Origin of the sequence: Carnobacterium divergens DSM 20623, from assembly GCF_000744255.1 — a bacterium.
GTDB classification, from domain to species: Bacteria; Bacillota; Bacilli; order Lactobacillales; family Carnobacteriaceae; genus Carnobacterium; species Carnobacterium divergens.
The window spans coordinates 2025235-2048363 of sequence record NZ_JQLO01000001.1 but is presented as its reverse complement, the minus strand read 5'-3'; the positions used below and the strand labels follow the sequence as shown (position 1 = coordinate 2048363).

General features: G+C 38.3%; 39 protein-coding genes. 38 read left to right on the top strand and 1 reads right to left on the bottom strand.

Features of this window, described 5'->3' with window-relative positions; genetic code table 11:
- Positions 1–85 precede the first annotated feature (85 nt).
- From rpsJ to rpsI, 38 genes are all read left to right on the top strand, one after another.
- Positions 86–394, top strand: coding sequence for a 30S ribosomal protein S10 (gene rpsJ, locus BR52_RS09850; protein WP_010052046.1), 309 nt, complete (start codon positions 86–88; stop codon positions 392–394).
- Between the two features lie 48 nt (positions 395–442).
- Positions 443–1078 (top strand): 50S ribosomal protein L3, encoded by a 636-nt coding sequence (rplC, locus tag BR52_RS09845; RefSeq protein WP_034572134.1) that lies wholly within the window; start codon positions 443–445, stop codon positions 1076–1078.
- Between the two features lie 25 nt (positions 1079–1103).
- Entirely contained in the window at positions 1104–1727 is a 624-nt protein-coding gene (gene rplD / locus BR52_RS09840) for a 50S ribosomal protein L4 (protein WP_034572132.1), read from the top strand.
- On the top strand, positions 1727–2011 hold the full coding sequence (gene rplW / locus BR52_RS09835; protein WP_034572128.1) for a 50S ribosomal protein L23: 285 nt from the start codon (positions 1727–1729) through the stop codon (positions 2009–2011). Before rplD ends, rplW begins: the two co-directional genes overlap by 1 nt.
- A 37-nt stretch (positions 2012–2048) precedes the next feature.
- Complete coding sequence (gene rplB / locus BR52_RS09830) at positions 2049–2882, top strand: 50S ribosomal protein L2 (RefSeq protein WP_034572125.1); 834 nt, start codon at positions 2049–2051, stop codon at positions 2880–2882.
- Between the two features lie 56 nt (positions 2883–2938).
- A complete protein-coding gene (gene rpsS, locus BR52_RS09825) occupies positions 2939–3217 on the top strand; it encodes a 30S ribosomal protein S19 (protein ID WP_034572123.1) in 279 nt (92 codons plus the stop codon).
- 20 nt (positions 3218–3237) lie between these two features.
- A complete protein-coding gene (gene rplV, locus BR52_RS09820; protein ID WP_034572121.1) occupies positions 3238–3594 on the top strand; it encodes a 50S ribosomal protein L22 in 357 nt (118 codons plus the stop codon).
- 3 nt (positions 3595–3597) lie between these two features.
- Entirely contained in the window at positions 3598–4254 is a 657-nt protein-coding gene (gene rpsC, locus BR52_RS09815) for a 30S ribosomal protein S3 (protein WP_034572119.1), read from the top strand.
- A 2-nt stretch (positions 4255–4256) separates the two neighbouring features.
- Entirely contained in the window at positions 4257–4691 is a 435-nt protein-coding gene (gene rplP / locus BR52_RS09810; RefSeq protein ID WP_034572116.1) for a 50S ribosomal protein L16, read from the top strand.
- Positions 4681–4875, top strand: coding sequence for a 50S ribosomal protein L29 (gene rpmC, locus BR52_RS09805; protein ID WP_034572113.1), 195 nt, complete (start codon positions 4681–4683; stop codon positions 4873–4875). The genes rplP and rpmC overlap by 11 nt, the downstream gene beginning before the upstream one ends.
- Before the next feature lie 33 nt (positions 4876–4908).
- Positions 4909–5175 carry a 30S ribosomal protein S17 gene (rpsQ, locus tag BR52_RS09800; protein ID WP_034572110.1) on the top strand — a complete coding sequence of 89 codons (267 nt, stop codon included), beginning with the start codon at positions 4909–4911 and terminating at the stop codon, positions 5173–5175.
- Between the two features lie 53 nt (positions 5176–5228).
- Positions 5229–5597 (top strand): 50S ribosomal protein L14, encoded by a 369-nt coding sequence (gene rplN, locus BR52_RS09795; protein WP_034562452.1) that lies wholly within the window; start codon positions 5229–5231, stop codon positions 5595–5597.
- A gap of 35 nt (positions 5598–5632) precedes the next feature.
- Positions 5633–5944 (top strand): 50S ribosomal protein L24, encoded by a 312-nt coding sequence (rplX, locus tag BR52_RS09790; RefSeq protein WP_034572108.1) that lies wholly within the window; start codon positions 5633–5635, stop codon positions 5942–5944.
- Between the two features lie 27 nt (positions 5945–5971).
- A complete protein-coding gene (rplE, locus tag BR52_RS09785) occupies positions 5972–6511 on the top strand; it encodes a 50S ribosomal protein L5 (protein ID WP_034572106.1) in 540 nt (179 codons plus the stop codon).
- A gap of 18 nt (positions 6512–6529) precedes the next feature.
- Positions 6530–6715: a type Z 30S ribosomal protein S14 gene (locus BR52_RS09780; RefSeq protein WP_010052071.1), complete on the top strand. Its 186-nt coding sequence runs from the start codon at positions 6530–6532 to the stop codon at positions 6713–6715.
- 33 nt (positions 6716–6748) lie between these two features.
- Positions 6749–7147, top strand: a complete 399-nt coding sequence (gene rpsH, locus BR52_RS09775; RefSeq protein ID WP_034572100.1) for a 30S ribosomal protein S8 — start codon at positions 6749–6751, stop codon at positions 7145–7147.
- Between the two features lie 31 nt (positions 7148–7178).
- Entirely contained in the window at positions 7179–7715 is a 537-nt protein-coding gene (rplF, locus tag BR52_RS09770) for a 50S ribosomal protein L6 (protein ID WP_034572097.1), read from the top strand.
- Between the two features lie 44 nt (positions 7716–7759).
- Positions 7760–8116, top strand: coding sequence for a 50S ribosomal protein L18 (rplR, locus tag BR52_RS09765; RefSeq protein WP_034572095.1), 357 nt, complete (start codon positions 7760–7762; stop codon positions 8114–8116).
- A gap of 20 nt (positions 8117–8136) precedes the next feature.
- A complete protein-coding gene (gene rpsE / locus BR52_RS09760; RefSeq protein ID WP_034572093.1) occupies positions 8137–8637 on the top strand; it encodes a 30S ribosomal protein S5 in 501 nt (166 codons plus the stop codon).
- A gap of 15 nt (positions 8638–8652) precedes the next feature.
- Positions 8653–8832: a 50S ribosomal protein L30 gene (gene rpmD / locus BR52_RS09755; RefSeq protein WP_034572091.1), complete on the top strand. Its 180-nt coding sequence runs from the start codon at positions 8653–8655 to the stop codon at positions 8830–8832.
- Positions 8833–8874: 42 nt separating this feature from the next.
- On the top strand, positions 8875–9315 hold the full coding sequence (gene rplO / locus BR52_RS09750; protein WP_034572090.1) for a 50S ribosomal protein L15: 441 nt from the start codon (positions 8875–8877) through the stop codon (positions 9313–9315).
- A complete protein-coding gene (gene secY / locus BR52_RS09745) occupies positions 9315–10607 on the top strand; it encodes a preprotein translocase subunit SecY (RefSeq protein WP_034572088.1) in 1293 nt (430 codons plus the stop codon). Before rplO ends, secY begins: the two co-directional genes overlap by 1 nt.
- A 59-nt stretch (positions 10608–10666) precedes the next feature.
- A complete protein-coding gene (locus BR52_RS09740) occupies positions 10667–11314 on the top strand; it encodes an adenylate kinase (RefSeq protein WP_034572086.1) in 648 nt (215 codons plus the stop codon).
- Between the two features lie 249 nt (positions 11315–11563).
- Positions 11564–11782, top strand: a complete 219-nt coding sequence (infA, locus tag BR52_RS09735; RefSeq protein ID WP_010052088.1) for a translation initiation factor IF-1 — start codon at positions 11564–11566, stop codon at positions 11780–11782.
- A 34-nt stretch (positions 11783–11816) separates the two neighbouring features.
- A complete protein-coding gene (gene rpmJ / locus BR52_RS09730) occupies positions 11817–11930 on the top strand; it encodes a 50S ribosomal protein L36 (protein WP_010052089.1) in 114 nt (37 codons plus the stop codon).
- A 31-nt stretch (positions 11931–11961) separates the two neighbouring features.
- The gene (gene rpsM, locus BR52_RS09725) at positions 11962–12327 is read left to right on the top strand and encodes a 30S ribosomal protein S13 (protein ID WP_034572084.1); all 366 of its coding nucleotides are present in this window, start codon (positions 11962–11964) and stop codon (positions 12325–12327) included.
- A gap of 26 nt (positions 12328–12353) precedes the next feature.
- The gene (gene rpsK / locus BR52_RS09720) at positions 12354–12743 is read left to right on the top strand and encodes a 30S ribosomal protein S11 (protein ID WP_034572082.1); all 390 of its coding nucleotides are present in this window, start codon (positions 12354–12356) and stop codon (positions 12741–12743) included.
- Between the two features lie 73 nt (positions 12744–12816).
- Positions 12817–13761, top strand: coding sequence for a DNA-directed RNA polymerase subunit alpha (locus tag BR52_RS09715; protein WP_034572079.1), 945 nt, complete (start codon positions 12817–12819; stop codon positions 13759–13761).
- Between the two features lie 26 nt (positions 13762–13787).
- Positions 13788–14168, top strand: a complete 381-nt coding sequence (rplQ, locus tag BR52_RS09710) for a 50S ribosomal protein L17 (RefSeq protein ID WP_034572077.1) — start codon at positions 13788–13790, stop codon at positions 14166–14168.
- 322 nt (positions 14169–14490) lie between these two features.
- Positions 14491–15696 (top strand): DUF819 family protein, encoded by a 1206-nt coding sequence (locus tag BR52_RS09705; protein ID WP_034572075.1) that lies wholly within the window; start codon positions 14491–14493, stop codon positions 15694–15696.
- Between the two features lie 17 nt (positions 15697–15713).
- Positions 15714–16883: a M20 family metallopeptidase gene (locus BR52_RS09700; RefSeq protein ID WP_034572073.1), complete on the top strand. Its 1170-nt coding sequence runs from the start codon at positions 15714–15716 to the stop codon at positions 16881–16883.
- Positions 16884–17034: 151 nt separating this feature from the next.
- Positions 17035–17874: an energy-coupling factor ABC transporter ATP-binding protein gene (locus tag BR52_RS09695; RefSeq protein ID WP_034572071.1), complete on the top strand. Its 840-nt coding sequence runs from the start codon at positions 17035–17037 to the stop codon at positions 17872–17874.
- Positions 17850–18725, top strand: coding sequence for an energy-coupling factor ABC transporter ATP-binding protein (locus BR52_RS09690; protein ID WP_034572069.1), 876 nt, complete (start codon positions 17850–17852; stop codon positions 18723–18725). The genes BR52_RS09695 and BR52_RS09690 overlap by 25 nt, the downstream gene beginning before the upstream one ends.
- A complete protein-coding gene (locus BR52_RS09685; RefSeq protein WP_034572066.1) occupies positions 18722–19519 on the top strand; it encodes an energy-coupling factor transporter transmembrane component T family protein in 798 nt (265 codons plus the stop codon). The genes BR52_RS09690 and BR52_RS09685 overlap by 4 nt, the downstream gene beginning before the upstream one ends.
- Positions 19520–19584: 65 nt before the next feature.
- The gene (gene truA, locus BR52_RS09680) at positions 19585–20415 is read left to right on the top strand and encodes a tRNA pseudouridine(38-40) synthase TruA (protein WP_034572063.1); all 831 of its coding nucleotides are present in this window, start codon (positions 19585–19587) and stop codon (positions 20413–20415) included.
- Positions 20405–20884 (top strand): GNAT family N-acetyltransferase, encoded by a 480-nt coding sequence (locus tag BR52_RS09675; RefSeq protein WP_236707178.1) that lies wholly within the window; start codon positions 20405–20407, stop codon positions 20882–20884. Before truA ends, BR52_RS09675 begins: the two co-directional genes overlap by 11 nt.
- Before the next feature lie 141 nt (positions 20885–21025).
- On the top strand, positions 21026–21469 hold the full coding sequence (rplM, locus tag BR52_RS09670; RefSeq protein WP_057002217.1) for a 50S ribosomal protein L13: 444 nt from the start codon (positions 21026–21028) through the stop codon (positions 21467–21469).
- A gap of 13 nt (positions 21470–21482) precedes the next feature.
- A complete protein-coding gene (gene rpsI / locus BR52_RS09665) occupies positions 21483–21875 on the top strand; it encodes a 30S ribosomal protein S9 (RefSeq protein WP_034572058.1) in 393 nt (130 codons plus the stop codon).
- Between the two features lie 69 nt (positions 21876–21944).
- Here rpsI and BR52_RS09660 read toward each other — a convergent pair whose 3' ends face one another.
- Positions 21945–22916, bottom strand: coding sequence for a tyrosine-type recombinase/integrase (locus tag BR52_RS09660; RefSeq protein WP_160113845.1), 972 nt, complete (start codon positions 22914–22916; stop codon positions 21945–21947).
- Positions 22917–23129 lie beyond the last annotated feature (213 nt).

Below are 23129 nucleotides of genomic sequence, written 5' to 3'. Positions count from 1 at the left end.
CCGCTTTGTCACGGAAGGGCGTGCCAGAAATTTTCGTGGAGCAATGTCTAATTTCTTAAGAATAGGCGAAGGAGGGAAAACAAAAATGGCAAAACAAAAGATTCGTATCCGTTTAAAAGCGTATGAACACCGTATTTTAGATCAATCAGCGGATAAAATTGTAGAAACAGCAAAAAGAACTGGTGCTAGCGTGTCTGGTCCAATTCCATTGCCAACTGAAAGAACACTCTACACTGTTATTCGTGCGACTCATAAATACAAAGATTCTCGCGAACAATTCGAAATGCGTACTCACAAACGTTTAATCGATATCGTTAATCCAACACCAAAAACTGTTGATGCATTAATGAAACTTGATTTACCAAGTGGCGTAGACATCGAAATTAAACTGTAATACCCCGCAAGACAAAAAAACTAAACTAATTATAATGGAGGTGTACTCATGACCAAAGGAATCTTAGGAAGAAAAGTAGGAATGACGCAAGTCTTCACTGAAAATGGTGAATTAATCCCAGTAACAGTAATCGAATCTACTCCAAACGTTGTTTTACAATTAAAAACAATGGAAAACGATGGATACGAAGCAGTTCAAGTGGGTTACCAAGATAAACGTGAAGTATTGTCAAACAAACCTGCTAAAGGTCATGTAGCAAAAGCAAATGCTACTCCTAAGCGCTTCATTCGTGAATTTAACGATGTAGAGCTTGGAGAATACGAAGTAGGACAAGAAATTAAAGTTGATGTATTTGAAGCAGGAGACATCGTTGATGTCACAGGGACTTCTAAAGGTAAAGGTTTCCAAGGCGTTATCAAACGTCACGGACAAAGCCGCGGCCCAATGGCCCACGGTTCTCGTTACCATCGTCGTCCTGGTTCAATGGGTCCAGTTGCTCCTAATAGAGTATTTAAACGTAAATTATTACCAGGTCGTATGGGTGGAAATCGTATTACGATTCAAAACCTTGAAATCGTCCGTGTTGACGTAGAAAAAAATGTTATCTTAATTAAAGGTAATGTTCCTGGAGCTAAAAAATCGTTAATCCAAATCAGAACTGCTCTTAAATCAGCAGCTAAATAATAGAGAAGAGAGGAGGAACTAAGGAATGGCTAATGTAGCATTATTTAAGCAAGACGGTACACAAAACGGCGAAGTTACTTTAAACGACGCAATTTTCGGTATCGAACCAAACGAAAACGTTGTTTTTGATGCAATCATCATGCAACGCGCTTCATTAAGACAAGGAAATCACTCGGTTAAAAACCGTAGTGCTGTCCGCGGTGGTGGACGTAAACCATGGCGTCAAAAAGGAACTGGTCGTGCTCGTCAAGGGTCAATCAGATCTCCACAATGGCGTGGCGGTGGCGTTGTCTTCGGACCAACACCTCGTTCATACAGCTATAAACTTCCTAAAAAAGTTCGTCGTTTAGCGATTAAATCTGTTCTTTCTACTAAAGTAGCAGAACAAGACCTAATCGTTGTTGACGCATTGAACTTTGATGCACCAAAAACAAAAGAATTTGCACAAGTGTTAAAAAATCTTAACGTTGATTCAAAAGTATTAGTTGTTGTTGAAGACACTAACGACTTTGCAACATTATCAGCACGTAACATTCCAGGAGTTACAGTAGTAGCTCATGACAACGTTACTGTACTAGATGTTGTTTCAAACAAAAAAATGATTTTAACACAGACTGCTCTTACTAAGGTAGAGGAGGCTCTTCAATAATGAATGTACGTGACATAATTTTACGCCCAATCATCACTGAGAAATCAATGCTTGTTACAGATGACAAGAAATACACTTTCGAAGTAGATGTTCGCGCTAATAAAACGTTAGTAAAACAAGCAGTTGAAGAAATTTTCGATGTTAAAGTTGAAAACGTAAATATCATGAATGTACGTGGGAAATTAAAACGTATGGGTAAATACGCTGGATACACTAAAAAACGTCGTAAAGCTATCGTAACTTTAACAGCTGAATCTAAAGAAATTCAATTTTTTGAAGCTTAATTAAAAGCTTAAAAATAAATATCGGGAGGGAAAACACTTGGGAATTAGAAAGTATAAACCTACCACAAACGGTCGTCGTAATATGACTGGTTCAGATTTCGCTGAAATCACTTCAACAACGCCTGAAAAGACTTTGTTAGAATCAACTAAAAAAACTGCTGGCCGTAACAATAATGGTAGAATTACTGTTCGTCATCATGGTGGTGGTCACAAACGCCAATACCGTGTGATTGACTTCAAACGTAACAAAGACGATATCGCTGGTATCGTAAAAACAGTTGAATATGATCCAAACCGTTCAGCTAACATTGCCCTAATTCACTATACTGATGGTATTAAAACTTATATCATTGCACCAAAAGGAATTGAAGTAGGTCAACGTGTCTTCTCTGGTAAAGACGCAGATATCAAAATCGGAAACGCATTGCCATTGGAAAATATTCCAGTAGGTACTGTTATCCACAATATTGAAATGAAACCTGGTAAAGGTGGACAATTAGTTCGTTCAGCTGGAACAAGTGCTCAAGTACTTGGTAAAGAAGGCAAATACGTATTAGTTCGCTTAAACTCTGGTGAAGTTCGCATGATCTTAGCAACATGCCGTGCAACAATCGGTTCTGTTGGTAACGAACAACATGAACTAATCAATATTGGTAAAGCAGGTCGTTCACGTTGGATGGGCAAACGTCCTACAGTTCGTGGATCTGTAATGAACCCTAACGATCACCCACACGGTGGTGGTGAAGGTAAAGCTCCAATCGGACGTAAAGCTCCAGTTTCTCCTTGGGGTCAACCAGCTCTTGGTTACAAAACTCGTAACAAAAAAGCTAAATCAGATAAATTTATCGTTCGTCGTCGTAAAACTAAATAAAAATAATGTTAACTGGCGACAAGCCAGTTAGCAACCGAATAGAAGGAGGTTCAACCATGGGACGTAGTTTAAAAAAAGGACCTTTTATTGATGAGCACCTAATGAAAAAAATGGATGCTCTCGCTGAAAGTGAAAAAAAACACGTTGTTAAAACTTGGTCACGCCGTTCAACAATTTTTCCAAGCTTTGTTGGATACACTATTGCAGTATATGATGGACGTAAACATGTGCCAGTATATATTCAAGAAGATATGGTAGGCCACAAACTAGGTGAATTTGCACCAACAAGAACATACCGCGGACATGCTGCGGATGACAAAAAAACTAGACGTTAATATCGAGGGGAGGATTACTCATGTCAGAACAAATTACAGCAGCTAAAGCAACTGCAAATACTGTTCGCATTTCAGCTCGAAAAGTTCGTTTAGTTATCGATCTTATCAGAGGAAAAAGCATAGGAGAAGCAATTTCAATCTTGAAATTCACTCCAAATGGTGCTTCAGTACCTGTTGAGAAAGTACTAATGTCAGCAGTAGCTAATGCAGAACACAACTACGATTTAGACGTAGAAAACTTAGTGATTAGCGAAGCTTATGCAAACGAAGGACCAACAATGAAACGCTTCCGTCCACGTGCAAAAGGTTCAGCTTCACCAATTATGAAACGTACAAGCCACATTACAATCGTGGTATCAGAAAAAAAGGAGGGGTAATCAGTGGGTCAAAAAATTAATCCAATAGGTTTGCGTGTTGGCGTTATCCGTGATTGGGATGCTAAATGGTATGCAGAAAAAGAGTATGCTAACTATTTACACGAAGATTTACGTATCCGTAAATACATTGCTAAAAACCTAAGCGATGCAGCTGTTTCAACCGTTGAGATTGAACGTGCCGCTAACCGCGTAAACGTATCAGTACACACTGCTAAACCAGGAATGGTTATCGGTAAAGGTGGTTCTGAAGTTGAATCGTTACGTAAAAACTTAAACCAATTAACAGGTAAACGAGTTCACATCAACATCGTTGAAATCAAAAAACCTGATTTAGATGCTAAATTAGTAGGCGAAGGAATTGCACGTCAATTAGAAAACCGTGTAGCATTTCGTCGTGCTCAAAAACAAGCAATTCAACGCACAATGCGTTCTGGCGCTAAAGGGATCAAAACGCAAGTTTCTGGTCGTTTAAACGGAGCAGACATCGCACGTGCGGAAAGCTATTCTGAAGGAACTGTACCTCTTCATACATTGCGTGCCGATATCGATTACGCATGGGAAGAAGCAGACACTACTTACGGTAAACTAGGCGTTAAAGTTTGGATTCACCGTGGAGAAGTACTTCCTACAAAAAAGAACGCTGAGAAAGGAGGGAAATAATCATGTTAGTACCTAAACGTGTTAAACACCGTCGTGAGTTTAGAGGTAAAATGCGTGGTGAAGCAAAAGGTGGAAAAGAAGTAACTTTTGGTGAATGGGGTTTACAAGCTGTAGATTCACATTGGATTACTAACCGTCAAATCGAAGCAGCCCGTATTGCCATGACTCGTTATATGAAACGTGGTGGGAAAGTATGGATTAAAATCTTCCCTCATAAATCATATACTGCAAAAGCAATCGGAGTTCGTATGGGTTCTGGTAAAGGAGCACCTGAAGGTTGGGTAGCACCAGTAAAACGCGGCAAGATCATGTTTGAAATTGACGGCGTATCAGAAGAAGTGGCTCGCGAAGCATTACGCTTAGCATCTCACAAATTACCAGTTAAAACTAAGATTGTAAAACGTAAAGAAATTGGTGGTGAATCGAATGAAGGCTAATGAACTTAAAGAGTTATCCACTGCTGAAATGGTTGAAAAAGAGAAAGAATATAAAGAAGAATTATTCAATCTACGATTCCAATTAGCGACTGGTCAATTAGAAAATACTGCTCGCTTAAGTGAAGTTCGCAAATCGATTGCACGCATTAAAACTGCGTTACGTCAAAGTGAATTACAAAAATAGTTGAGACTAGTAAGCAAAGGAGGCCACATCTAAATGAGTGAAGAACGTAACCAACGTAAAGTTTACCAAGGACGTGTTGTTTCTGACAAAATGGATAAAACCATCGTTGTTGAAATTGCAACTTATAAAAAACACGGCATCTATGGTAAACGTGTAAAATACTCTAAGAAATTTAAAGCGCATGATGAAAATAACGCTGCAAAAACTGGAGATATCGTAAAAATTATGGAAACTCGTCCATTATCAGCTACAAAACGTTTCCGTTTAGTAGAAATTGTTGAAGAAGCAGTAGTTATCTAAAACAAATTTTGATGAGACAAAGAGATTTCTAATTCCGAAAGGAGGATACTGAAGTGATCCAACAAGAAAGTCGTTTAAAAGTTGCTGATAACTCAGGCGCTCGTGAAGTCTTAACTATTAAAGTTTTAGGCGGATCTGGCCGTAAGACTGCGAACATTGGTGATGTAATCGTGTGTACTGTTAAACACGCTACACCAGGTGGCGTTGTCAAAAAAGGTGAAGTTGTACGTGCAGTAATCGTTCGTACTAAAACAGGAGCTCGTCGTGCAGACGGTTCTTACATTAAATTTGATGAAAATGCTTGTGTTATCATCCGTGATGACAAGAGCCCACGTGGAACACGTATCTTTGGACCTGTTGCTCGCGAATTACGTGACAACAACTTCATGAAGATCGTTTCACTAGCTCCAGAAGTTCTTTAATATACAACCATCCATGAAGGAGGTGCGAGAAAAACATGATCGTAAAAACTGGTGACAAAGTTAAAGTTATTACTGGTAAAGACAAAGGTAAAGAAGGCGTAATTTTAAAAGCTTTCCCTAAAAAAGATCGCGTGATCGTTGAAGGAATCAACATGATGAAAAAACATCAAAAACCGAATTCAGCAAATCCACAAGGTGGAATTCTTGAAACGGAAGCTCCTATCCACGTATCAAACGTAATGCTTATTGACCCTAAAACAAATGAACCAACTCGTGTTGGCTTTAAAGTTGAAGACGGCAAAAAAGTACGTGTTTCTAAAAAAACCGGTGAAGTTCTAGATAAATAATACTATTAGGAAGGAGGTACTAACTTCATGAACCGCCTTAAAGAAAAATATATCAAAGAAATTACTCCATCAATGATGGAAAAATTTAGTTACAAATCAGTAATGCAAGCTCCTAAAGTTGATAAAATCGTTATTAACATGGGTGTGGGTGATGCTGTTTCAAACGCTAAAAACTTAGACAAAGCTGTTGACGAATTAACTGTAATCTCTGGTCAAAAACCATTGATCACTAAAGCTAAGAAATCAATCGCTGGATTCCGTTTACGTGAAGGAATGCCAATCGGCACTAAAGTAACTTTACGTGGCGAAAGAATGTATGAATTCTTAGACAAATTAGTTTCAGTTTCATTACCTCGTGTACGTGACTTCCACGGAGTTTCTAAAAAAGCTTTCGATGGACGCGGTAACTACACGTTAGGAATCAAAGAACAATTAATCTTCCCAGAAGTTGACTACGATATGGTAGACAAAGTCCGCGGAATGGATATTGTTATTGTAACAACTGCAAACACAGACGAAGAATCACGCGAACTTTTAACACAACTTGGAATGCCATTCCAAAAATAAAAAAAGGAGGCGAACTACGTGGCTAAAAAATCAATGATTGCTAAGAATAAACGCCCTGCAAAATTCTCAACACAAGCATACACACGTTGCGAACGTTGCGGTCGTCCACATTCAGTTTATCGTAAATTTAAACTTTGCCGTATTTGCTTCCGCGAACTTGCCTATAAAGGACAAATTCCCGGCGTGAAGAAAGCAAGCTGGTAAAACGATACTTGCAAAAAGGAGGTAATAAGTACAATGGTCATGACAGATCCGATTGCAGATTTTCTAACGCGCATTCGTAACGCCAACATGGTGCGTCACGAATCACTAGAATTGCCTGCTTCAAGAATAAAAAAAGATATCGCTGAAATTTTAAAACGTGAAGGTTTTATTAAAGATGTTGAGTATATTGAAGATGACAAACAAGGTGTTATCCGTGTTTTCTTAAAATATGGAAAAAACAACGAACGTGTTATCACTGGATTGAAACGTATTTCTAAACCTGGTTTACGTGTTTACGCTAAAACTGGTGAAGTTCCTAAAGTTCTTAACGGACTAGGAATTGCGATCGTTTCAACTTCTGAAGGTGTTATCACTGATAAAGAAGCAAGAGCTAAAAACATTGGTGGCGAAATCGTCGCTTACGTTTGGTAATATTTAAGATTAAACAAGGAGGTGCATTGCTGTGAGCCGTATTGGTAAAAAACCAATCACAATTCCTGCAGGAGTAACTGTTACTGAAAATGGTAACGATATTACTGTTAAAGGACCTAAAGGTGAATTAACTCGCTCTTTCAGCCCTAACATTACAATGCATGTGGAAGGTAACGAAATTACTTTTACTCGTCCAAACGACGATAAAGAAAACCGTGCTTTACACGGAACAATGCGCGCTAACCTAAATAACATGGTTATCGGAGTAACAGAAGGATTTGAAAAAGCTTTAGAATTAATCGGGGTTGGGTACCGTGCACAATTACAAGGTAAAAAACTTGTATTGAACGTTGGTTACTCACATCCAGTTGAATTTACACCAGAAGAAGGAATTACTGTTGAAGTTCCTTCAAATACTAGTGTAATTATCAAAGGAGCTAACAAAGAACGCGTTGGCGAATTAGCTGCTAACATCCGCGGAGTACGTCCTCCAGAGCCTTATAAAGGCAAAGGGATTCGTTACGTTGGAGAACACGTTCGTCGTAAAGAAGGTAAAACAGGTAAATAATCGCCTGCGAATAGCCTAAATAAACTATTAAAGAGGTGACAATTGTGATTACGAAACTAGATAAAAACAAAATGCGTCAAAAGAGACACGCACGAGTTCGCTCTAAGATTTCAGGTACTGCAGAGTGCCCACGCTTGAACATTTTCCGTTCAAACAAAAACATCTACGCTCAATTAATTGATGACGTAGCGGGTGTAACGCTAGCAAGTGCATCTACATTAGATAAAGAAGTATCAGGCGAAACTAAAGTTGAACTAGCATCTGCTGTGGGAGCTTTAGTAGCTAAACGCGCTGTTGAAAAAGGCGTTAAAGAAGTAGTCTTTGACCGTGGTGGTTACCTTTACCATGGCCGTGTACAAGCTTTAGCTGAAGCTGCTCGCGAAAATGGACTAGAATTTTAATAAAAGGAGGAATACCATTCATGGTTTATATCGATCCAACACATTTGGAATTAGAAGACCGTGTCGTTGCTATCAACCGTGTTACTAAAGTTGTTAAAGGTGGACGTCGTTTACGTTTTGCTGCTTTAGTAGTTGTAGGAGATAGAAATGGTCACGTAGGTTTCGGTACTGGGAAAGCCCAAGAAGTACCTGAAGCTATCCGTAAAGCAATTGAAGATGCTAAGAAGAATCTTGTTGAAGTACCAATGGTAGATTCAACAATTCCTCATGAAGTTATCGGACGCTTTGGCGGCGGAAACATCTTAATGAAACCAGCCGTAGCCGGTTCTGGAGTCAGTGCTGGAGGTCCCGTTCGTTCGGTCCTTGAGTTAGCAGGTGTTGCTGATATTACAAGTAAATCATTAGGCTCAAGCACTCCAATTAACGTTGTTCGTGCAACAGTTGACGGTTTAAAACAATTGAAACGTGTTGAAGAAGTTGCAAAACTTCGCGGCAAATCAGTTGAAGAAATTACAGGTTAAGGAGGACAATAAGAAATGGCTAATTTAGAAATTACTTTAAAACGTAGCGTTATCGGACGTCCTCAAAATCAAAAAGATACTGCGAAAGCTCTAGGTTTAAACAAACTGAACAGCACTGTCGTGAAACCAGCTAATGAAGCAATCAAAGGTATGGTTAACACAATTTCGCATTTAGTGGACGTAAAAGAAGTTTAAAAAAAGAATGAGACTTATTATTGAAGGAGGTGCCCAATCTATATGAAACTTCATGAATTAAAACCTGCTGAAGGTTCTCGTAAAGTGCGTAACCGCGTTGGACGTGGAACTTCATCTGGTAATGGTAAAACTTCAGGTCGCGGTCAAAAAGGACAAAACTCACGTTCAGGCGGTGGAGTACGTTTAGGCTTTGAAGGTGGACAAACACCTTTATTCCGTCGTTTACCAAAACGTGGTTTTACTAACATTAACCGCAAAGAGTTTGCAATCGTTAATTTAGAAACATTAAATCGCTTCGAAGACGGAACAGTAGTTACACCAGCATTGTTGGTGGAATCTGGTATCGTTAAAAATGAAAAATCAGGGATTAAAGTTTTGGGTAATGGTCAAGTTGAACGTAAACTGACTGTTAAAGCAAGCAAATTCTCCGAAGCAGCAGAAAAAGCAATCGTTGCTGCTGGTGGTTCAATCGAGGTGATCTAATGATCAAATTACTGAGTAGTGCAATCAAAGTAAAAGACATTAGAAACAAAATATTATTCACTTTAGGTGTTTTAATCGTTTTTCGCCTAGGAACTCATTTAACAGTTCCGGGCATTAACGCTAAAGCCGTTTCTAACATTTCAGATTCTGGAATTTTCGGCTTGCTGAATACCTTTGGTGGTGGCGCGTTAAGTCAATACTCCATCTTTGCGATGGGTGTATCGCCTTATATCACGTCTTCAATCGTTGTTCAATTACTTCAAATGGACATTGTTCCTAAGTTTGTTGAGTGGTCGAAGCAAGGGGAAGTTGGTCGTAAAAAATTAAATCAAGTAACAAGATATTTAACGATTATTATGGCATTTGTCCAATCAATCGGTATCTCTTACGGGTTTAACGCTTTATCTGGATTTGGCTTAGTTAAAAATCCAGGGACAATGACTTACCTAAGTATTGCATTGATGTTAACAGCAGGTACAATGTTAGTTATGTGGATGGGTGAACAAATCACTGTTAAGGGATTTGGGAACGGCGTCTCTATGATTATCTTTTCCGGTATTGTGGCTCGTGTACCAGATGGGATTATGTCCTATTACAATACACAAATCAAAAATGCGGGATCAGAACTTTGGAAAGCAATCTTGTTTACTGTTGCTTTAGTTGTTGCAATTCTTGCAGTAGTTTTACTAGTTGTGTTTTTTGAAACAGCAAAACGAAAAATTAAAATTCAATATTCTAAGCGTGCAACTGGTTCCGACCAAAGCTCGTTCTTACCGTTAAAAGTTAACTCTGCTGGTGTTATCCCAGTTATCTTTGCAAGTTCATTTATTGTAACTCCGCAAACGATTATGGGATTCTTCGCTAAGACACATGCTGACGATCAATGGTATATCATTATGAATAATATTTTTAATTATCAAAAACCAGCAGGTGCGGTTTTATACACATTGTTAATTGTTCTTTTCACATTCTTCTATGCATTCATTCAAGTGAATCCAGAAAAAGTTTCAGAAAATTTACAAAAACAAGGTGGATATATTCCAAGTGTGCGTCCTGGTAAAGGGACAGAAGATTATATCTCAGGCGTATTAATGCGTTTAAGTACAGTCGGTGCAGTTTACTTAGGTTTAATTGCAATCTTACCTATTATCGCGCAAAACTTATGGAACCTACCTCAGTCTATTGGTCTTGGTGGAACAAGCTTACTTATCGTAGTAGGTGTTGCATTAGAATCAACTAGACAATTAGAAGGCCAAATGATTAAGCGTAACTATCTAGGCTTTATACAATAAGAACAGTAGTGTTGAGGGATTTCCTTCAGCACTCATTCTTACATTTAAGGAGGAAAAACATGAATCTCATTTTAATGGGTCTTCCTGGTGCAGGTAAAGGCACACAAGCTGAACAAATTGTGGATACTTATAAAATTCCACATATTTCAACTGGTGATATGTTCCGAGCTGCTATCAAAAATGAAACAGCCTTAGGTTTAAAAGCTAAATCCTTTATGGATAAAGGCGAACTCGTACCAGACGAAGTGACAAACGGGATTGTAAAAGAACGTTTAGCTGAAGCTGATACAAAAGAAGGATTTTTATTAGATGGTTTCCCAAGAACGCTTAACCAAGCGGAAGCCTTGGAAACAATCCTTAATGATCTGGGAAAAAAAATCGATGCCGTTATCAACATTCATGTGGATAAAGACATCTTAATGGAACGTTTAACTGGGAGAATCATTTGCCGCACTTGTGGGGCTACTTATCATAAAGTATTTAATCCTCCAACAGTTGAAGGAACTTGTGATCGCTGTGGCGGACATGATTTCTATCAAAGAGATGATGACAAACCTGAAACAGTTGAAAACAGAATCAATATTAATCTAGAGTTAACAGAACCTTTGTTAGACTTTTATGAAACGCGCCATGTTTTGAACACTGTTAAAGGTGATCAAGACATTCACGATGTTTTCAAAGAAGTAAAAGCAATTATTGAAAAATAAAAGCTTAGTTTTTTAATGACGAAAATGAAGCCTCGTTTTATCCAAATTGTTGAACGAGGAAAAGCGGTAGTCTCATGAGGGGCTTGTCACTATTTTAATTCTATGGTACAATATTCGGGGTCTTGACTTTTCAATGCGTCTATATTGTGATAGAATTAATAGGTTAAGATGAAACAGAATGGTGGGGGCCAAGGTTCTCGCTAAGTTTATCGCATTGATTTGCGAAACAATTTTAAGGAGGTACTAGGCGTGGCTAAAGACGATGTCATTGAAATTGAAGGAACAGTCGTTGAAACTTTGCCGAATGCAATGTTTAAAGTGGAACTTGAAAATGGGCATGTTGTATTGGCTCATGTTTCAGGAAAAATCCGTATGCACTACATTCGTATTTTACCTGGAGACAAAGTAACAGTAGAATTGTCACCGTATGATTTAACTCGCGGTCGCATTACCTATCGCTTTAAATAATTGTACTCCGTCAATAAAATGGGAGGTATAGTTCATGAAAGTAAGACCATCAGTAAAACCAATTTGTGAAAAATGCAAAGTTATCCGTCGTAACGGACGTGTTATGGTAATTTGTGAAAATCCAAAACACAAACAGCGTCAAGGATAATAACTAAAAATATACAGGAGGTGTAATTGTAATGGCTCGTATTGCAGGTGTAGATATTCCACGTGATAAACGTGTAGTAATCTCTTTAACTTATATTTATGGAATCGGTAAAAACACAGCTATCGAAGTTTTGAAAGCTGCAGACGTATCAGAAGAAATTCGTGTACGTGAATTAACAAATGATCAATTAGATCGCATCCGTGCTGAAATTGACTCGTTGAAAGTTGAGGGTGACTTACGTCGTGAAGTTAACCTAAACATCAAACGTTTAATGGAAATCGGATCATACCGAGGCATGCGTCACCGCCGTGGTTTACCAACTCGTGGACAAAACACGAAAAACAACGCGCGTACTCGTAAAGGCCCAGCTAGAACAGTTGCAGGCAAGAAAAAATAATTAATTAAGTTAGGAGGTAACTCTTCATGGCAGGAAAAAAAGTCGTTCGTAAACGTCGTGTGAAAAAGAATATTGAATCTGGTGTAGCACATATCCGTTCAACATTCAACAATACTATTGTAATGATTACTGATACTCATGGGAATGCAATTTCATGGTCATCAGCTGGATCATTAGGCTACCGTGGATCTAAAAAATCAACTCCATTCGCAGCTCAAATGGCAGCAGAAGTTGCAGCTAAAGCGTGTATGGAACATGGTATGAAAACTGTAGAAGTTGCTGTAAAAGGTCCTGGTTCAGGACGTGAAGCTGCAATTCGTTCATTACAAGCTACTGGTTTAGAAGTTACAGGTATTCGTGATGTAACTCCAGTTCCTCACAATGGATGCCGCCCTCCAAAACGCCGTCGTGTTTAATTGAGAGCTGCTACATTGAACTTGTTTGCACTCAGTAACATGAACTTAACGTTTTGAAAGGGGTATGTATAGAATGATCGAAATTGAAAAACCAAGAATTGAAACGATTGAGATCAGCGATGATGCCAAGTTTGGTAAATTCGTTGTAGAACCACTTGAACGTGGTTATGGTACAACGCTAGGGAATTCTCTACGTCGTATATTGTTGTCATCTCTTCCAGGTGCAGCAGTAACTACTATCCAAATTGATGGTGTTTTACATGAATTTTCAACCGTTGATGGCGTTGTTGAGGATGTAACTTCAATCATTTTGAATATTAAAAAACTTGCACTCAAGTTATATTCTGGTGAAGATAAAACGATTGAAATCGATGTAAAAGGTCCAGCAGTTGTAACAGCAGCCGATATCACTTATGATAGCGATGTTGAAATCTTAAATCCTGACTTGTACATTTGTACAGTAGCTGAAGGCGCACGTTTCCACGTTCGTTTAACTGCAAAATCAGGAAGAGGTTATGCAAGAGCTGAACATAATAAACACGATGATATGCCTATTGGTGTATTACCAGTCGACTCGATTTACACCCCAGTTAGTCGTGTGAACTATCAAGTAGAAAATACTCGAGTGGGTCAAAAAGATAACTTTGACAAATTAACACTTGATGTATGGGCAGATGGTTCTATTAGCCCAGAAGAGGCTGTGAGTTTAGCAGCTAAAATTCTTACAGAGCATTTAAATATCTTCGTAAATCTAACTGATGAAGCCCGTAAAGCTGAAATCATGGTAGAAAAAGAAGAAACGCATAAAGAAAAAATGCTTGAGATGACAATTGAAGAACTAGATTTATCTGTACGTTCATACAACTGTTTGAAACGTGCTGGTATTAACTCCGTTCAAGAATTGACAGACAAATCTGAAGCAGAAATGATTAAGGTGCGTAATCTTGGTCGTAAATCACTTGAAGAAGTGAAATTTAAACTAGCAGAATTAAGTTTAGGTCTACGTCAAGACGACTAGTACCGTATCAAGGGAGGAAAATCACAATGGGTTACCGTAAATTAGGACGTACAAGTTCACAACGTAAAGCAATGTTGCGCGATTTAACGACTGATTTAATCATTAACGAACGTATTGTAACAACTGAGGCTCGTGCTAAAGAAGTTCGCTCTACAACTGAAAAAATGATTACTTTAGGTAAACGTGGCGATTTGCACGCTCGTCGTCAGGCAGCTGCATTTGTTCGTAACGAAGTTGCTTCTGTTAAAGAAGATGGCGAAAAAATTGTTACTGAATCAGCTTTACAAAAATTATTTGGCGATGTAGCACCTCGTTACGCTGAGCGTCAAGGTGGATACACTCGTATCATGAAAACTGAACCTCGCCGCGGAGACGCTGCACCAATGGTTATCATTGAATTGGTTTAATTTCAATTTAAACATTACAAATGCTTCACTTTATCGATGTTTGTAAAGAGTGTTACGATGATGGAAGTTTACTTCCAAGTCTAGCTCGAAACTTCCCCTGAATGTTTTCAGGGGAGGTAAATTCATCAAAGGTGATTATTTTTTTTGTTTTCTAGCAGTTTTTACGAAACTCTTTTAAAAGAGCTCGTAAAAACTGTTTTTTTATTTGGATTAGAATCGTAAACTAACGCTTGTTTTAAAATAAGGTTGCAATTCAAATGGTTCTTTTGTATACTATTGTAAATCAGAATATTCTGACAATAACACAACATGGGGAATGTTTATGTCGCAAATGTTAGCTTTTACTTTATTGATGGGAATTTTATACATAGGAGATATTATATCTGCTAAAACGAAAGCTTGGGTATCCTCTGTCTTTGTTTGTGCAGTCTTGTTTATTATTGGGTATTGGACTATTTTTCCAAAGAATATTGTTGAAGTCGCAGGTATTCCAAGTGTCGTAGCTACGTTACTGATGTACTTGCTAATTACCAATATGGGAACATTGCTTTCTGTTAAGGAGCTAATCAATCAGTGGAAAACGATTGTCATCACACTGTCAGGAATTGCTGGAATTGTTGTCTTACTTTTAACAGTTGGGATGTTGTTTTTTGATTTACAAACGATTTTAGTAGCGATCCCTCCATTGGTGGGTGGAGTTGTTTCCTCTTTGATTATGTCAGAAGCAGCACAACAGGCTGGTTTGATGTCATTATCCGTGCTTGCAATTTTGATCTATGTGATGCAAGGTTTTGCAGGGTATCCTTTGACATCGATTATGTTGAAAAAGGAAGGCAAACGAATGCTAGCCAACTATCGAAGTGGCGAATGGACTCCTACAAATGAGCAAGAACAGCAAAAAGCAATAAAAGAAGAGGATGAAGAAATTCCTAAATTATTTGCCAAAGTTCCAAAACGATATCATACAAATTTTTCTAGATTTTTTAGATTGTCCATTGTTGGAATGTTCGCTTATTATGTTTCTGTTTGGTTGGCTCCATTTGTTTCAGTTAGCCCGTTTGTTTTGTGTTTATTATTTGGAGTTATAGCTTCAAGTAGTGGTTTCTTAGAAAAACAACCACTTCAAAAAGCAAATGGTTTTGGTTTTGCAATTTTAGGCTTGATGTTGTTTATCTTTGATGGATTAAAAAATGCGACACCAGAAATGCTAAAAGAATTATTGTTGCCGATGGTAGGAATTATTGTCATTGGAGTATTTGGAATGTATGTATTTTCAGCAATTATAGGAAGGCTACTAGGTGTGAGTAAAGAAATGGCTTTTGCAGTTTCGCTAACAGCGCTCTATGGTTTCCCAGCAGATTATATTATTACCAATGAAGTGATCCAAGCTTTGACAGAAGACAAGAAAGAGCAAGAAGCATTAACAAGTCATATGCTGCCTCCGATGCTAGTAGCAGGCTTTATCACGGTTACAATCGTATCTGTTGTTTTAGCAGGTATTTTTTCAAGCATTTTATCAAATTTATAGAAATGAGGTCTTAATTGATGGGGAATTTAAAAGCTAGTGTTAAAAAATACGAAGAAGAAATGATTGCATTTAGACGAGATTTACATCAACACCCAGAATTGCAATGGGAAGAATTTCGTACGACTCAAAAAGTAGCAGATGAAATGGATAAGTTAGGAATTCCTTATAGAAAAACAGTTCCTACTGGTTTGATTGCAGAGTTAGTAGGAGGGAAACCTGGTAAGACAGTAGCGTTACGTGCTGACATGGATGCATTACCTGTTCAAGAATTAAATGAAGGATTAGCTTATAAATCTTTAGAAGACGGTAAAATGCATGCCTGTGGACACGATGCCCATACAGCGATGCTGGTAACGGCTGCTAAAGCTTTAAAAGAGATTCAATCTGATATTAAAGGAACGATACGATTTATTTTTCAACCGTCTGAAGAAAATGCAAAAGGGGCTAAAGCGATGGTGGAGCAAGGTGCTGTCGAAGAGGTAGACAATGTTTTTGGCATTCACATTTGGTCACAAATGCCTTCGGGAAAAGTTTCTTGTGTAGTAGGTTCTTCATTTGCTTCTGCTGATATTTTCACAATTGATTTTACTGGACGAGGAGGTCATGGGGCGATGCCAGATGCATGTATTGATGCAACGATGGTGGCGTCTGCTTTTGTAATGAATGTTCAAGCAATCGTTTCAAGAGAGACACATCCGTTAGATCCAGTAGTAGTGACGATTGGTAGAATGGATGTTGGAACGCGATTCAATGTCATTGCGGAAAATGCACGTTTAGAAGGAACCGTTCGTTGCTTTAGTATTGAAACAAGAGAGCGAGTAAAAAAAGCGATTCAACGATATGCAGAACATACAGCGTTAACTTACGGAGCAACAGCAGCAGTTGATTACCAATACGGGACGCTTCCAGTTGTAAATGATGAAAAAGATGCCTTGTTTGCGCAAAAAATTATTCAAGATAGCTTTGGTGAGGACGCATTACTTCAAGAGCCACCAACTACTGGTGGGGAAGATTTTAGCTACTTTACAGAACATACTCCAGGTTGCTTTGCTCTAGTGGGCTGTGGAAATCCAGCTAAAGACACAGAATGGGCGCACCACCATGGGAAATTCAACGTTGATGAAGACGCAATGAAAATGGGGGCAGAGATGTATGCTCAGTACGCATATAACTATTTAAATAACTAATAAAAAAACTAGTCTAAGGGAAAATTTTAGGCTAGTTTTTGAATTTCAGAAACATTATAATAGAGGGAGTTAAAACAAATAATATTGCATAAGACTCTCTTTTTTGATAGTCTTATAGGGATTGAATTGAATCAATATGGAGGTTTCGTCAGTGGAGAAAATTATAACATTAAATGACATATCCTATAAATATCATCCAGATGCAGAAGGTTTAGCAATTGACGGTGTCTCACTTGATATTGAAGCTGGAGAATGGATTGCAATTATTGGACATAACGGTTCAGGAAAATCCACCTTAGCGAAAACCATTAATGGGTTACTAGCTCCAACTCAAGGAACGGTTACCGTTGGCGGACATCTTTTAACGGAAGAATCTGTTTGGGATATTCGAAAAATGGTTGGAATGGTCTTTCAAAATCCAGACAATCAATTTGTAGGTTCAACGGTTCAAGATGATGTAGCTTTTGGTTTAGAAAATATAGGTGTTCCCCGTGAAAAAATGATAGAACGCGTAAAAGACGCAATTGATAAAGTGAAAATGACGGATTATCTTGAAAAAGAGCCGGCCAGACTTTCAGGTGGACAAAAGCAACGAGTGGCCATTGCCGGTGTGGTGGCACTGCGTCCAGATATTATTATCTTAGATGAAGCAACAAGTATGCTGGATCCTCAAGGCCGAGAAGAAGTACTTGCGACTGTGCGAGCAATCAAAGAGACTGCTAATTTAACGGTGATTTCAATCACTCATGACATCAATGAAGCGGCTAGTGCAAATCGTGTGTTAGTGATGAAAGAGGGCAAGTTGATTAAAGAAGGGACTCCAGAAGAAATTTTCTCTTATGGGGATGAGCTGATTGAAATGGGCTTAGATTTGCCATTTCCAGAAAAATTAAAGTCAGCATTGAAGGCTAGAAATATCACAGTACCAGAAGAGTATTTAACTGAGGAAGGGATGGTGGATTGGCTATGGACATTACTTTCGAAAAAGTAGGCTATACCTACCAAAAAGGCACTCCTTTTCAAAATCGCGCCTTATATGATATTGATTTAGAAATCAAATCAGGCAGTTTTACAGCGTTAGTGGGACATACTGGTAGTGGGAAATCGACTGTATTACAACACTTAAATGCACTAATGAAACCTACTGAAGGTGTTGTAACGATTGGCGATCGTGTGATTACACCTGAAACCAATAATAAGAACCTAAAAAGCATTCGTAAAAAAGTTGGTATTGTGTTTCAATTTCCAGAAGCGCAGCTTTTTGAAGAGACCATCGCAAAGGATATTGCATTTGGTCCTCGAAATTTTGGCGCAACGGAAGAAGAAGGCAAAGCGCTAGCAAAAGAAATGCTTGATTTGGTGGGCTTAGACGAATCTTATATGGAACGCTCACCATTTGATCTATCCGGTGGCCAGATGCGCCGTGTGGCGATTGCAGGTGTCTTAGCGATGGAGCCAGATGTCTTGGTCTTAGATGAACCAACAGCAGGCTTAGATCCAAAAGGACGTCTAGATATGATGGAAATGTTTCACTATCTCTATAAAGAAAAGGGACTGACAATCGTTTTAGTAACCCATCAAATGGATGACGTGGCAGATTATGCGGATCAAATGGTTGTTTTAGAAGGTGGCACAATTGTGAAAAAAGGCTTACCGAGTGAGATTTTTAAAGAATCCGATTGGTTAAAGGAAAAACAATTAGGAGTGCCAACGGCGGTTGCTTTCAGTAACTATTTTGAAGCACGAACAGGTGTTGACTTAGGCGAATTGCCATTAACGACAGAGGCTTTAGCTGATTTGCTTGTGACGAAAATTCAAGACAAAGCAGGTGACGGCAAATGATGGACAAACTGATTTTTGGTCGTTATATACCTGGGGATTCGATTATTCATCGTTTAGACCCGCGAGCAAAATTACTAGCAAGTTTTTACTTTATTGGTATTATCTTTTTAGCAAACAATTGGCAAACATATTTATTTTTATTTGCCTTTACAATGGCAACAATCGCTCTTTCTAAAATCAAGTATAAGTTTTTTATTAACGGCGTAAAACCACTAATTTGGTTAATCTTGTTTACCGTTGTCTTACAAGTTTTATTTAGCCGAGGTGGTGAAGTCTACTTTGAGTGGGGACCAATCGTCATCTCACAATTTGGGTTGTTAAACGGTGTATTTATCTTCTGTCGTTTTGTGTTGATTATTTTTATGTCGACCTTATTGACGTTAACTACGGCGCCTTTAGCATTAACCGATGCGATTGAATTTTTATTACGCCCATTAAATGTAGTTAAATTTCCAGTGCATGAAATTGCGTTAATGCTATCGATAGCATTGCGATTTGTTCCGACATTGATGGATGAAACGGAAAAAATTATGAACGCTCAACGGGCTCGTGGAGTTGATTTTGGTGAAGGCAATGTCTTCCAACAAATGAAATCCATCGTCCCATTACTAGTCCCGCTTTTTGTCAGTTCCTTTAACCGCGCGGAAGAGCTTGCAACAGCAATGGAGGCTCGAGGCTATCAAGGTGGGGAAGGTCGAACCAAATATCGCTTACTAAAATGGAAACGCAATGATACACTCGTAATTTTAGTATACGCAGTGGTAACTGTTTTACTTGTATATTTAAGAACTTAAACAACTTGAAGGACTATTTCTAATTGAAATAGTCTTTTCTATTAGCAGAAACAAGGAGAAATCGAATGAAAACAACACGCTATAAAGTAACTCTTCAATATGATGGCACGCATTTTGCTGGTTTTCAGATTCAACCAAAGTGTCGAACGGTTCAAGGAGAAATCGAAAAAGCTTTAAAAACCATGACGAAAGGCACTGTCATCAAAATCCAAGCGTCGGGTAGAACAGATGCTGGTGTCCATGCATTAGGGCAGGTGATTCACTTTGACTATCCTAGTGAGATTCCACCAGCTAATATGCTTCGGGCTTTAAATAGCTTAACAACAGATGAAATTGCCTTTATAGAAGCAGAGATTGTGGACGATCAGTTTCATGCCCGCTACTTTACAAATGGTAAAAGATACCAGTATCGAGTCAATATCAGCAAAGTTGCTGATCCATTTTTAAGAGATTATACGTTACACCATCCCTACCCCATTCATATGGAGTATTTAGAAGCAGCGTTAAAGGACATTGTAGGAACTCATGATTTCACAAGTTTTTGTGCGGTGAAAAGTGGACGTGAAAATAAAGTTAGAACAATCTATGAAGCAACCGTAACGAAAGATGAAACGCGTGATGAATTGATTTTTGAATTTTATGGCAATGGCTTTTTATACAATATGGTTCGGATTTTAATAGGGACGTTGATGCAAATTGCAAACGGACGTCGACCTGTCACAGATATGAAACGCATCATTGAAGCAAAAGACCGACAACAAGCAGGGCCGACAGCCTTGCCCCATGGACTCTATTTAAAAAAAGTATATTATTTGAATGCTGCTGAAATCGCTGAAAAAATTGCTGAAAAGGAAGCTTGGGATCGACAAAAGGAGCTGAGTGAAAATGGAGATTAGATTAAGTTTAGTAGAAGATTACCCCGGAATGGTAGCCATTGAAAATAGTATTTGGAACGATTTAAACACGCCATCTGTGACGACCTATAATAGTGTTGCTGAATTTCAACTGCGCTATCCTACTGGCTCACATTTAGTTGCAGTTGAAAATGGGGAGGTCTTAGGTTTGTTAGGCTTTCATCCCCCAACAGGCTTAGCAGCGCATCAAAGAACCTGGTTGCTAGACATTGGCGTTTTGCCAAGCGCGCAAGGTAGAGGTGTAGGGAATTTTCTGGTGTCAAAGCTTAAAGAACTTGCTAAAGAACGCGGCATTCATAAGTTATCACTGCGGGTATTAGGGACGAACGAAGGAGCAATTCGTTTTTATAAACGTCATGGATTTGTTGAAGAGGGCGTTTTAAAAGATGAATTTTGGATCAAGGATCGATATGTAGAGGATGTCTTTATGGGGTATTTACTAAACAAATAAATTCTGGTAAAAGTTTGAAATAAGATTGACAAAACCGATAAAAAACGGTAATATGTTAGATGGTATTGTTTGCCCCCACGATGAGCCCCGGAAACTTATTGTGCATTCAAACAAACAGATAAGAATATGGAGGAAATTAACGTGCGTACAACTTATATGGCTAAAACAAACGAAGTAGACCGTAAATGGTACGTAGTAGACGCAACTGATATTCCATTAGGACGTCTATCTACAGCAGTAGCAACTATTTTACGTGGTAAAAATAAACCAACTTTCACACCTCATGTAGATACAGGGGATTTCGTGATCGTAATCAATGCAGACAAAATTAAATTAACTGGTAAAAAAGCAACTGACAAAATCTATTATCACCATAGTGGATTCCAAGGTGGTTTGAAACAAGTATCAGCTGGCGAATTACGTGCGAACAATTCTCGTAAATTAGTTGAATTATCAGTAAAAGGTATGTTACCAAAGACTTCTTTAGGTCGCAAACAATTTACTAAATTAAACGTTTACGGTGGAACTGAACATGAACACCAAGCACAACAACCAGTATTATTGGACATCAACAACCTAATTTAAGGAGGGAATTTCATTGGCACAAGTACAATATATCGGCACAGGCCGTCGTAAAAACTCAACTGCTCGCGTACGTTTAGTACCAGGAACAGGTAAAATCATCATGAACAAAAAAGATATCGTTGAATACATTCCATTTCCATACCTACACGAGGTAGTAAAACAACCTCTTGCAGCTACAGAAACTCTAGGAAGCTACGATATCCACGTTAACGTAAATGGCGGAGGATTCACTGGACAAGCAGGCGCTGCTCGTCACGGAATCGCTCGTGCATTGTTACAAGTTGACCCAGAATTCCGCGCACCATTAAAAGCGGCTGGACTATTAACTCGTGACCCACGTATGAAAGAACGTAAAAAACCAGGTCTTAAAAAAGCCCGTAAAGCTTCACAATTCTCAAAACGTTAAAACCTTGTTATCAAGGGATTTACAAGACTCTCAGATATTTTATCTGGGAGTCTTTTTTTGAATCCCCATCTATTCCCCACCGCTACATTCAGAAATATTATCAAAGATGTAATCTGCAGGCGTAATCCTAACAGTAGGCTTTATATTAATATAAATTTTCGTTGTTTCTTGGTCACTATGAGTCAAAGCCTCCATAATATCGTCTAACGACATTCCGTGCTTACTAGCTAAACTTGCTGAAGTGTGTCGAAGTTTATGGGGTGAGGCATGTGTGAGCTCAGGGTGTCGTTTTTCGACTACTTTCATTCTGTAATTTAAAGAATCCGTGTGAACCCGTTTGTTAATATTTCCTTGACTATCACAGAAAGTGAAGAGGAACTGATTAGGGTCTTGAGAAATTCCAAGTTGTTTCAGCTCTCTTTTCTGTTGCTCATTCCAAGCGATTAAAATAGCTTTTAAATTTGCTGATATTTTAATCGTTGTTTTCTTGCGTCCTTTAGTAGCTTTTACAGTTCCTTTTTTATCCAATGTTTGATCTAAATGAATACAATTATGTTCAAAATCAATATGTTTCCATTGAAGTGCATAGCATTCACTTTTCCTACAACTCAAAAAGAATGTTGTCCAAAATAGCATATATTCTTGTGTAGTTAAATCGCCATTTTTGTAGTCTTCATTAATTGCTTTGAAGCAGTAATTCAATTCATTTTCGTTTAGATACCTGTCTTCATCAAGTTTGCTTTCTGCTAGCTGAATCTTTTTCAAAGCTTTTATTTTTTTAAGTGGTTCAGCAACCCTGTTGTATTCAATATATTTATAGTGAACAGCTAAATCAAAAACCTGATTCACGTAACACCTTAGAACTTTAAAATTAGCGTATTCTTTAGCTTTCGCAGTCATTCTAGGTGTAACAAATTCAGGGTGGTTATTTAAAAAGTTTAATGTCTGTTCTCCGAGCATTGGCAAGATATGAAGTCTAAACATATCTTTAGTGTTCTGTATAGCAGGTGGGTTGGGTAGGATAAGAACTTGTTGAACCATTGATATAAGCATCATACCAATATTTGATACAAAAATCCTCAAATATCATATTTCCACCAAGCTCAAACTCATTCATATGTTGTCTCCTTCGTATTTCTTGAATATAATTATCAAAATCTAAATCAGCTTGTTTTGCTTGTTGTAGAGTTTTAAACGTTTTGTCATAGTATGGATGTTTCAGGTTACAAAGTTATTATTGACAGTATGGGAATA

Excerpts from the sequence above, each read along its gene's own strand:
- rpsJ (WP_010052046.1), top strand. The coding sequence starts at position 86 with ATGGCAAAACAAAAGATTCGTATCCGTTTAAAAGCGTATGAACACCGT.
- rplC (WP_034572134.1), top strand. The coding sequence starts at position 443 with ATGACCAAAGGAATCTTAGGAAGAAAAGTAGGAATGACGCAAGTCTTC.
- rplD (WP_034572132.1), top strand. The coding sequence starts at position 1,104 with ATGGCTAATGTAGCATTATTTAAGCAAGACGGTACACAAAACGGCGAA.
- rplW (WP_034572128.1), top strand. The coding sequence starts at position 1,727 with ATGAATGTACGTGACATAATTTTACGCCCAATCATCACTGAGAAATCA.
- rpsS (WP_034572123.1), top strand. The coding sequence starts at position 2,939 with ATGGGACGTAGTTTAAAAAAAGGACCTTTTATTGATGAGCACCTAATG.
- rplV (WP_034572121.1), top strand. The coding sequence starts at position 3,238 with ATGTCAGAACAAATTACAGCAGCTAAAGCAACTGCAAATACTGTTCGC.
- rplP (WP_034572116.1), top strand. The coding sequence starts at position 4,257 with ATGTTAGTACCTAAACGTGTTAAACACCGTCGTGAGTTTAGAGGTAAA.
- rpmC (WP_034572113.1), top strand. The coding sequence starts at position 4,681 with ATGAAGGCTAATGAACTTAAAGAGTTATCCACTGCTGAAATGGTTGAA.
- rpsQ (WP_034572110.1), top strand. The coding sequence starts at position 4,909 with ATGAGTGAAGAACGTAACCAACGTAAAGTTTACCAAGGACGTGTTGTT.
- rplX (WP_034572108.1), top strand. The coding sequence starts at position 5,633 with ATGATCGTAAAAACTGGTGACAAAGTTAAAGTTATTACTGGTAAAGAC.
- rplE (WP_034572106.1), top strand. The coding sequence starts at position 5,972 with ATGAACCGCCTTAAAGAAAAATATATCAAAGAAATTACTCCATCAATG.
- rpsH (WP_034572100.1), top strand. The coding sequence starts at position 6,749 with ATGGTCATGACAGATCCGATTGCAGATTTTCTAACGCGCATTCGTAAC.
- rpsE (WP_034572093.1), top strand. The coding sequence starts at position 8,137 with ATGGTTTATATCGATCCAACACATTTGGAATTAGAAGACCGTGTCGTT.
- rpmD (WP_034572091.1), top strand. The coding sequence starts at position 8,653 with ATGGCTAATTTAGAAATTACTTTAAAACGTAGCGTTATCGGACGTCCT.
- rplO (WP_034572090.1), top strand. The coding sequence starts at position 8,875 with ATGAAACTTCATGAATTAAAACCTGCTGAAGGTTCTCGTAAAGTGCGT.
- secY (WP_034572088.1), top strand. The coding sequence starts at position 9,315 with ATGATCAAATTACTGAGTAGTGCAATCAAAGTAAAAGACATTAGAAAC.
- BR52_RS09740 (WP_034572086.1), top strand. The coding sequence starts at position 10,667 with ATGAATCTCATTTTAATGGGTCTTCCTGGTGCAGGTAAAGGCACACAA.
- rpmJ (WP_010052089.1), top strand. The coding sequence starts at position 11,817 with ATGAAAGTAAGACCATCAGTAAAACCAATTTGTGAAAAATGCAAAGTT.
- rpsM (WP_034572084.1), top strand. The coding sequence starts at position 11,962 with ATGGCTCGTATTGCAGGTGTAGATATTCCACGTGATAAACGTGTAGTA.
- rpsK (WP_034572082.1), top strand. The coding sequence starts at position 12,354 with ATGGCAGGAAAAAAAGTCGTTCGTAAACGTCGTGTGAAAAAGAATATT.
- BR52_RS09715 (WP_034572079.1), top strand. The coding sequence starts at position 12,817 with ATGATCGAAATTGAAAAACCAAGAATTGAAACGATTGAGATCAGCGAT.
- rplQ (WP_034572077.1), top strand. The coding sequence starts at position 13,788 with ATGGGTTACCGTAAATTAGGACGTACAAGTTCACAACGTAAAGCAATG.
- BR52_RS09705 (WP_034572075.1), top strand. The coding sequence starts at position 14,491 with ATGTCGCAAATGTTAGCTTTTACTTTATTGATGGGAATTTTATACATA.
- BR52_RS09700 (WP_034572073.1), top strand. The coding sequence starts at position 15,714 with ATGGGGAATTTAAAAGCTAGTGTTAAAAAATACGAAGAAGAAATGATT.
- BR52_RS09690 (WP_034572069.1), top strand. The coding sequence starts at position 17,850 with ATGGACATTACTTTCGAAAAAGTAGGCTATACCTACCAAAAAGGCACT.
- BR52_RS09685 (WP_034572066.1), top strand. The coding sequence starts at position 18,722 with ATGATGGACAAACTGATTTTTGGTCGTTATATACCTGGGGATTCGATT.
- truA (WP_034572063.1), top strand. The coding sequence starts at position 19,585 with ATGAAAACAACACGCTATAAAGTAACTCTTCAATATGATGGCACGCAT.
- BR52_RS09675 (WP_236707178.1), top strand. The coding sequence starts at position 20,405 with ATGGAGATTAGATTAAGTTTAGTAGAAGATTACCCCGGAATGGTAGCC.
- BR52_RS09660 (WP_160113845.1), bottom strand. The coding sequence starts at position 22,916 with ATGGTTCAACAAGTTCTTATCCTACCCAACCCACCTGCTATACAGAAC.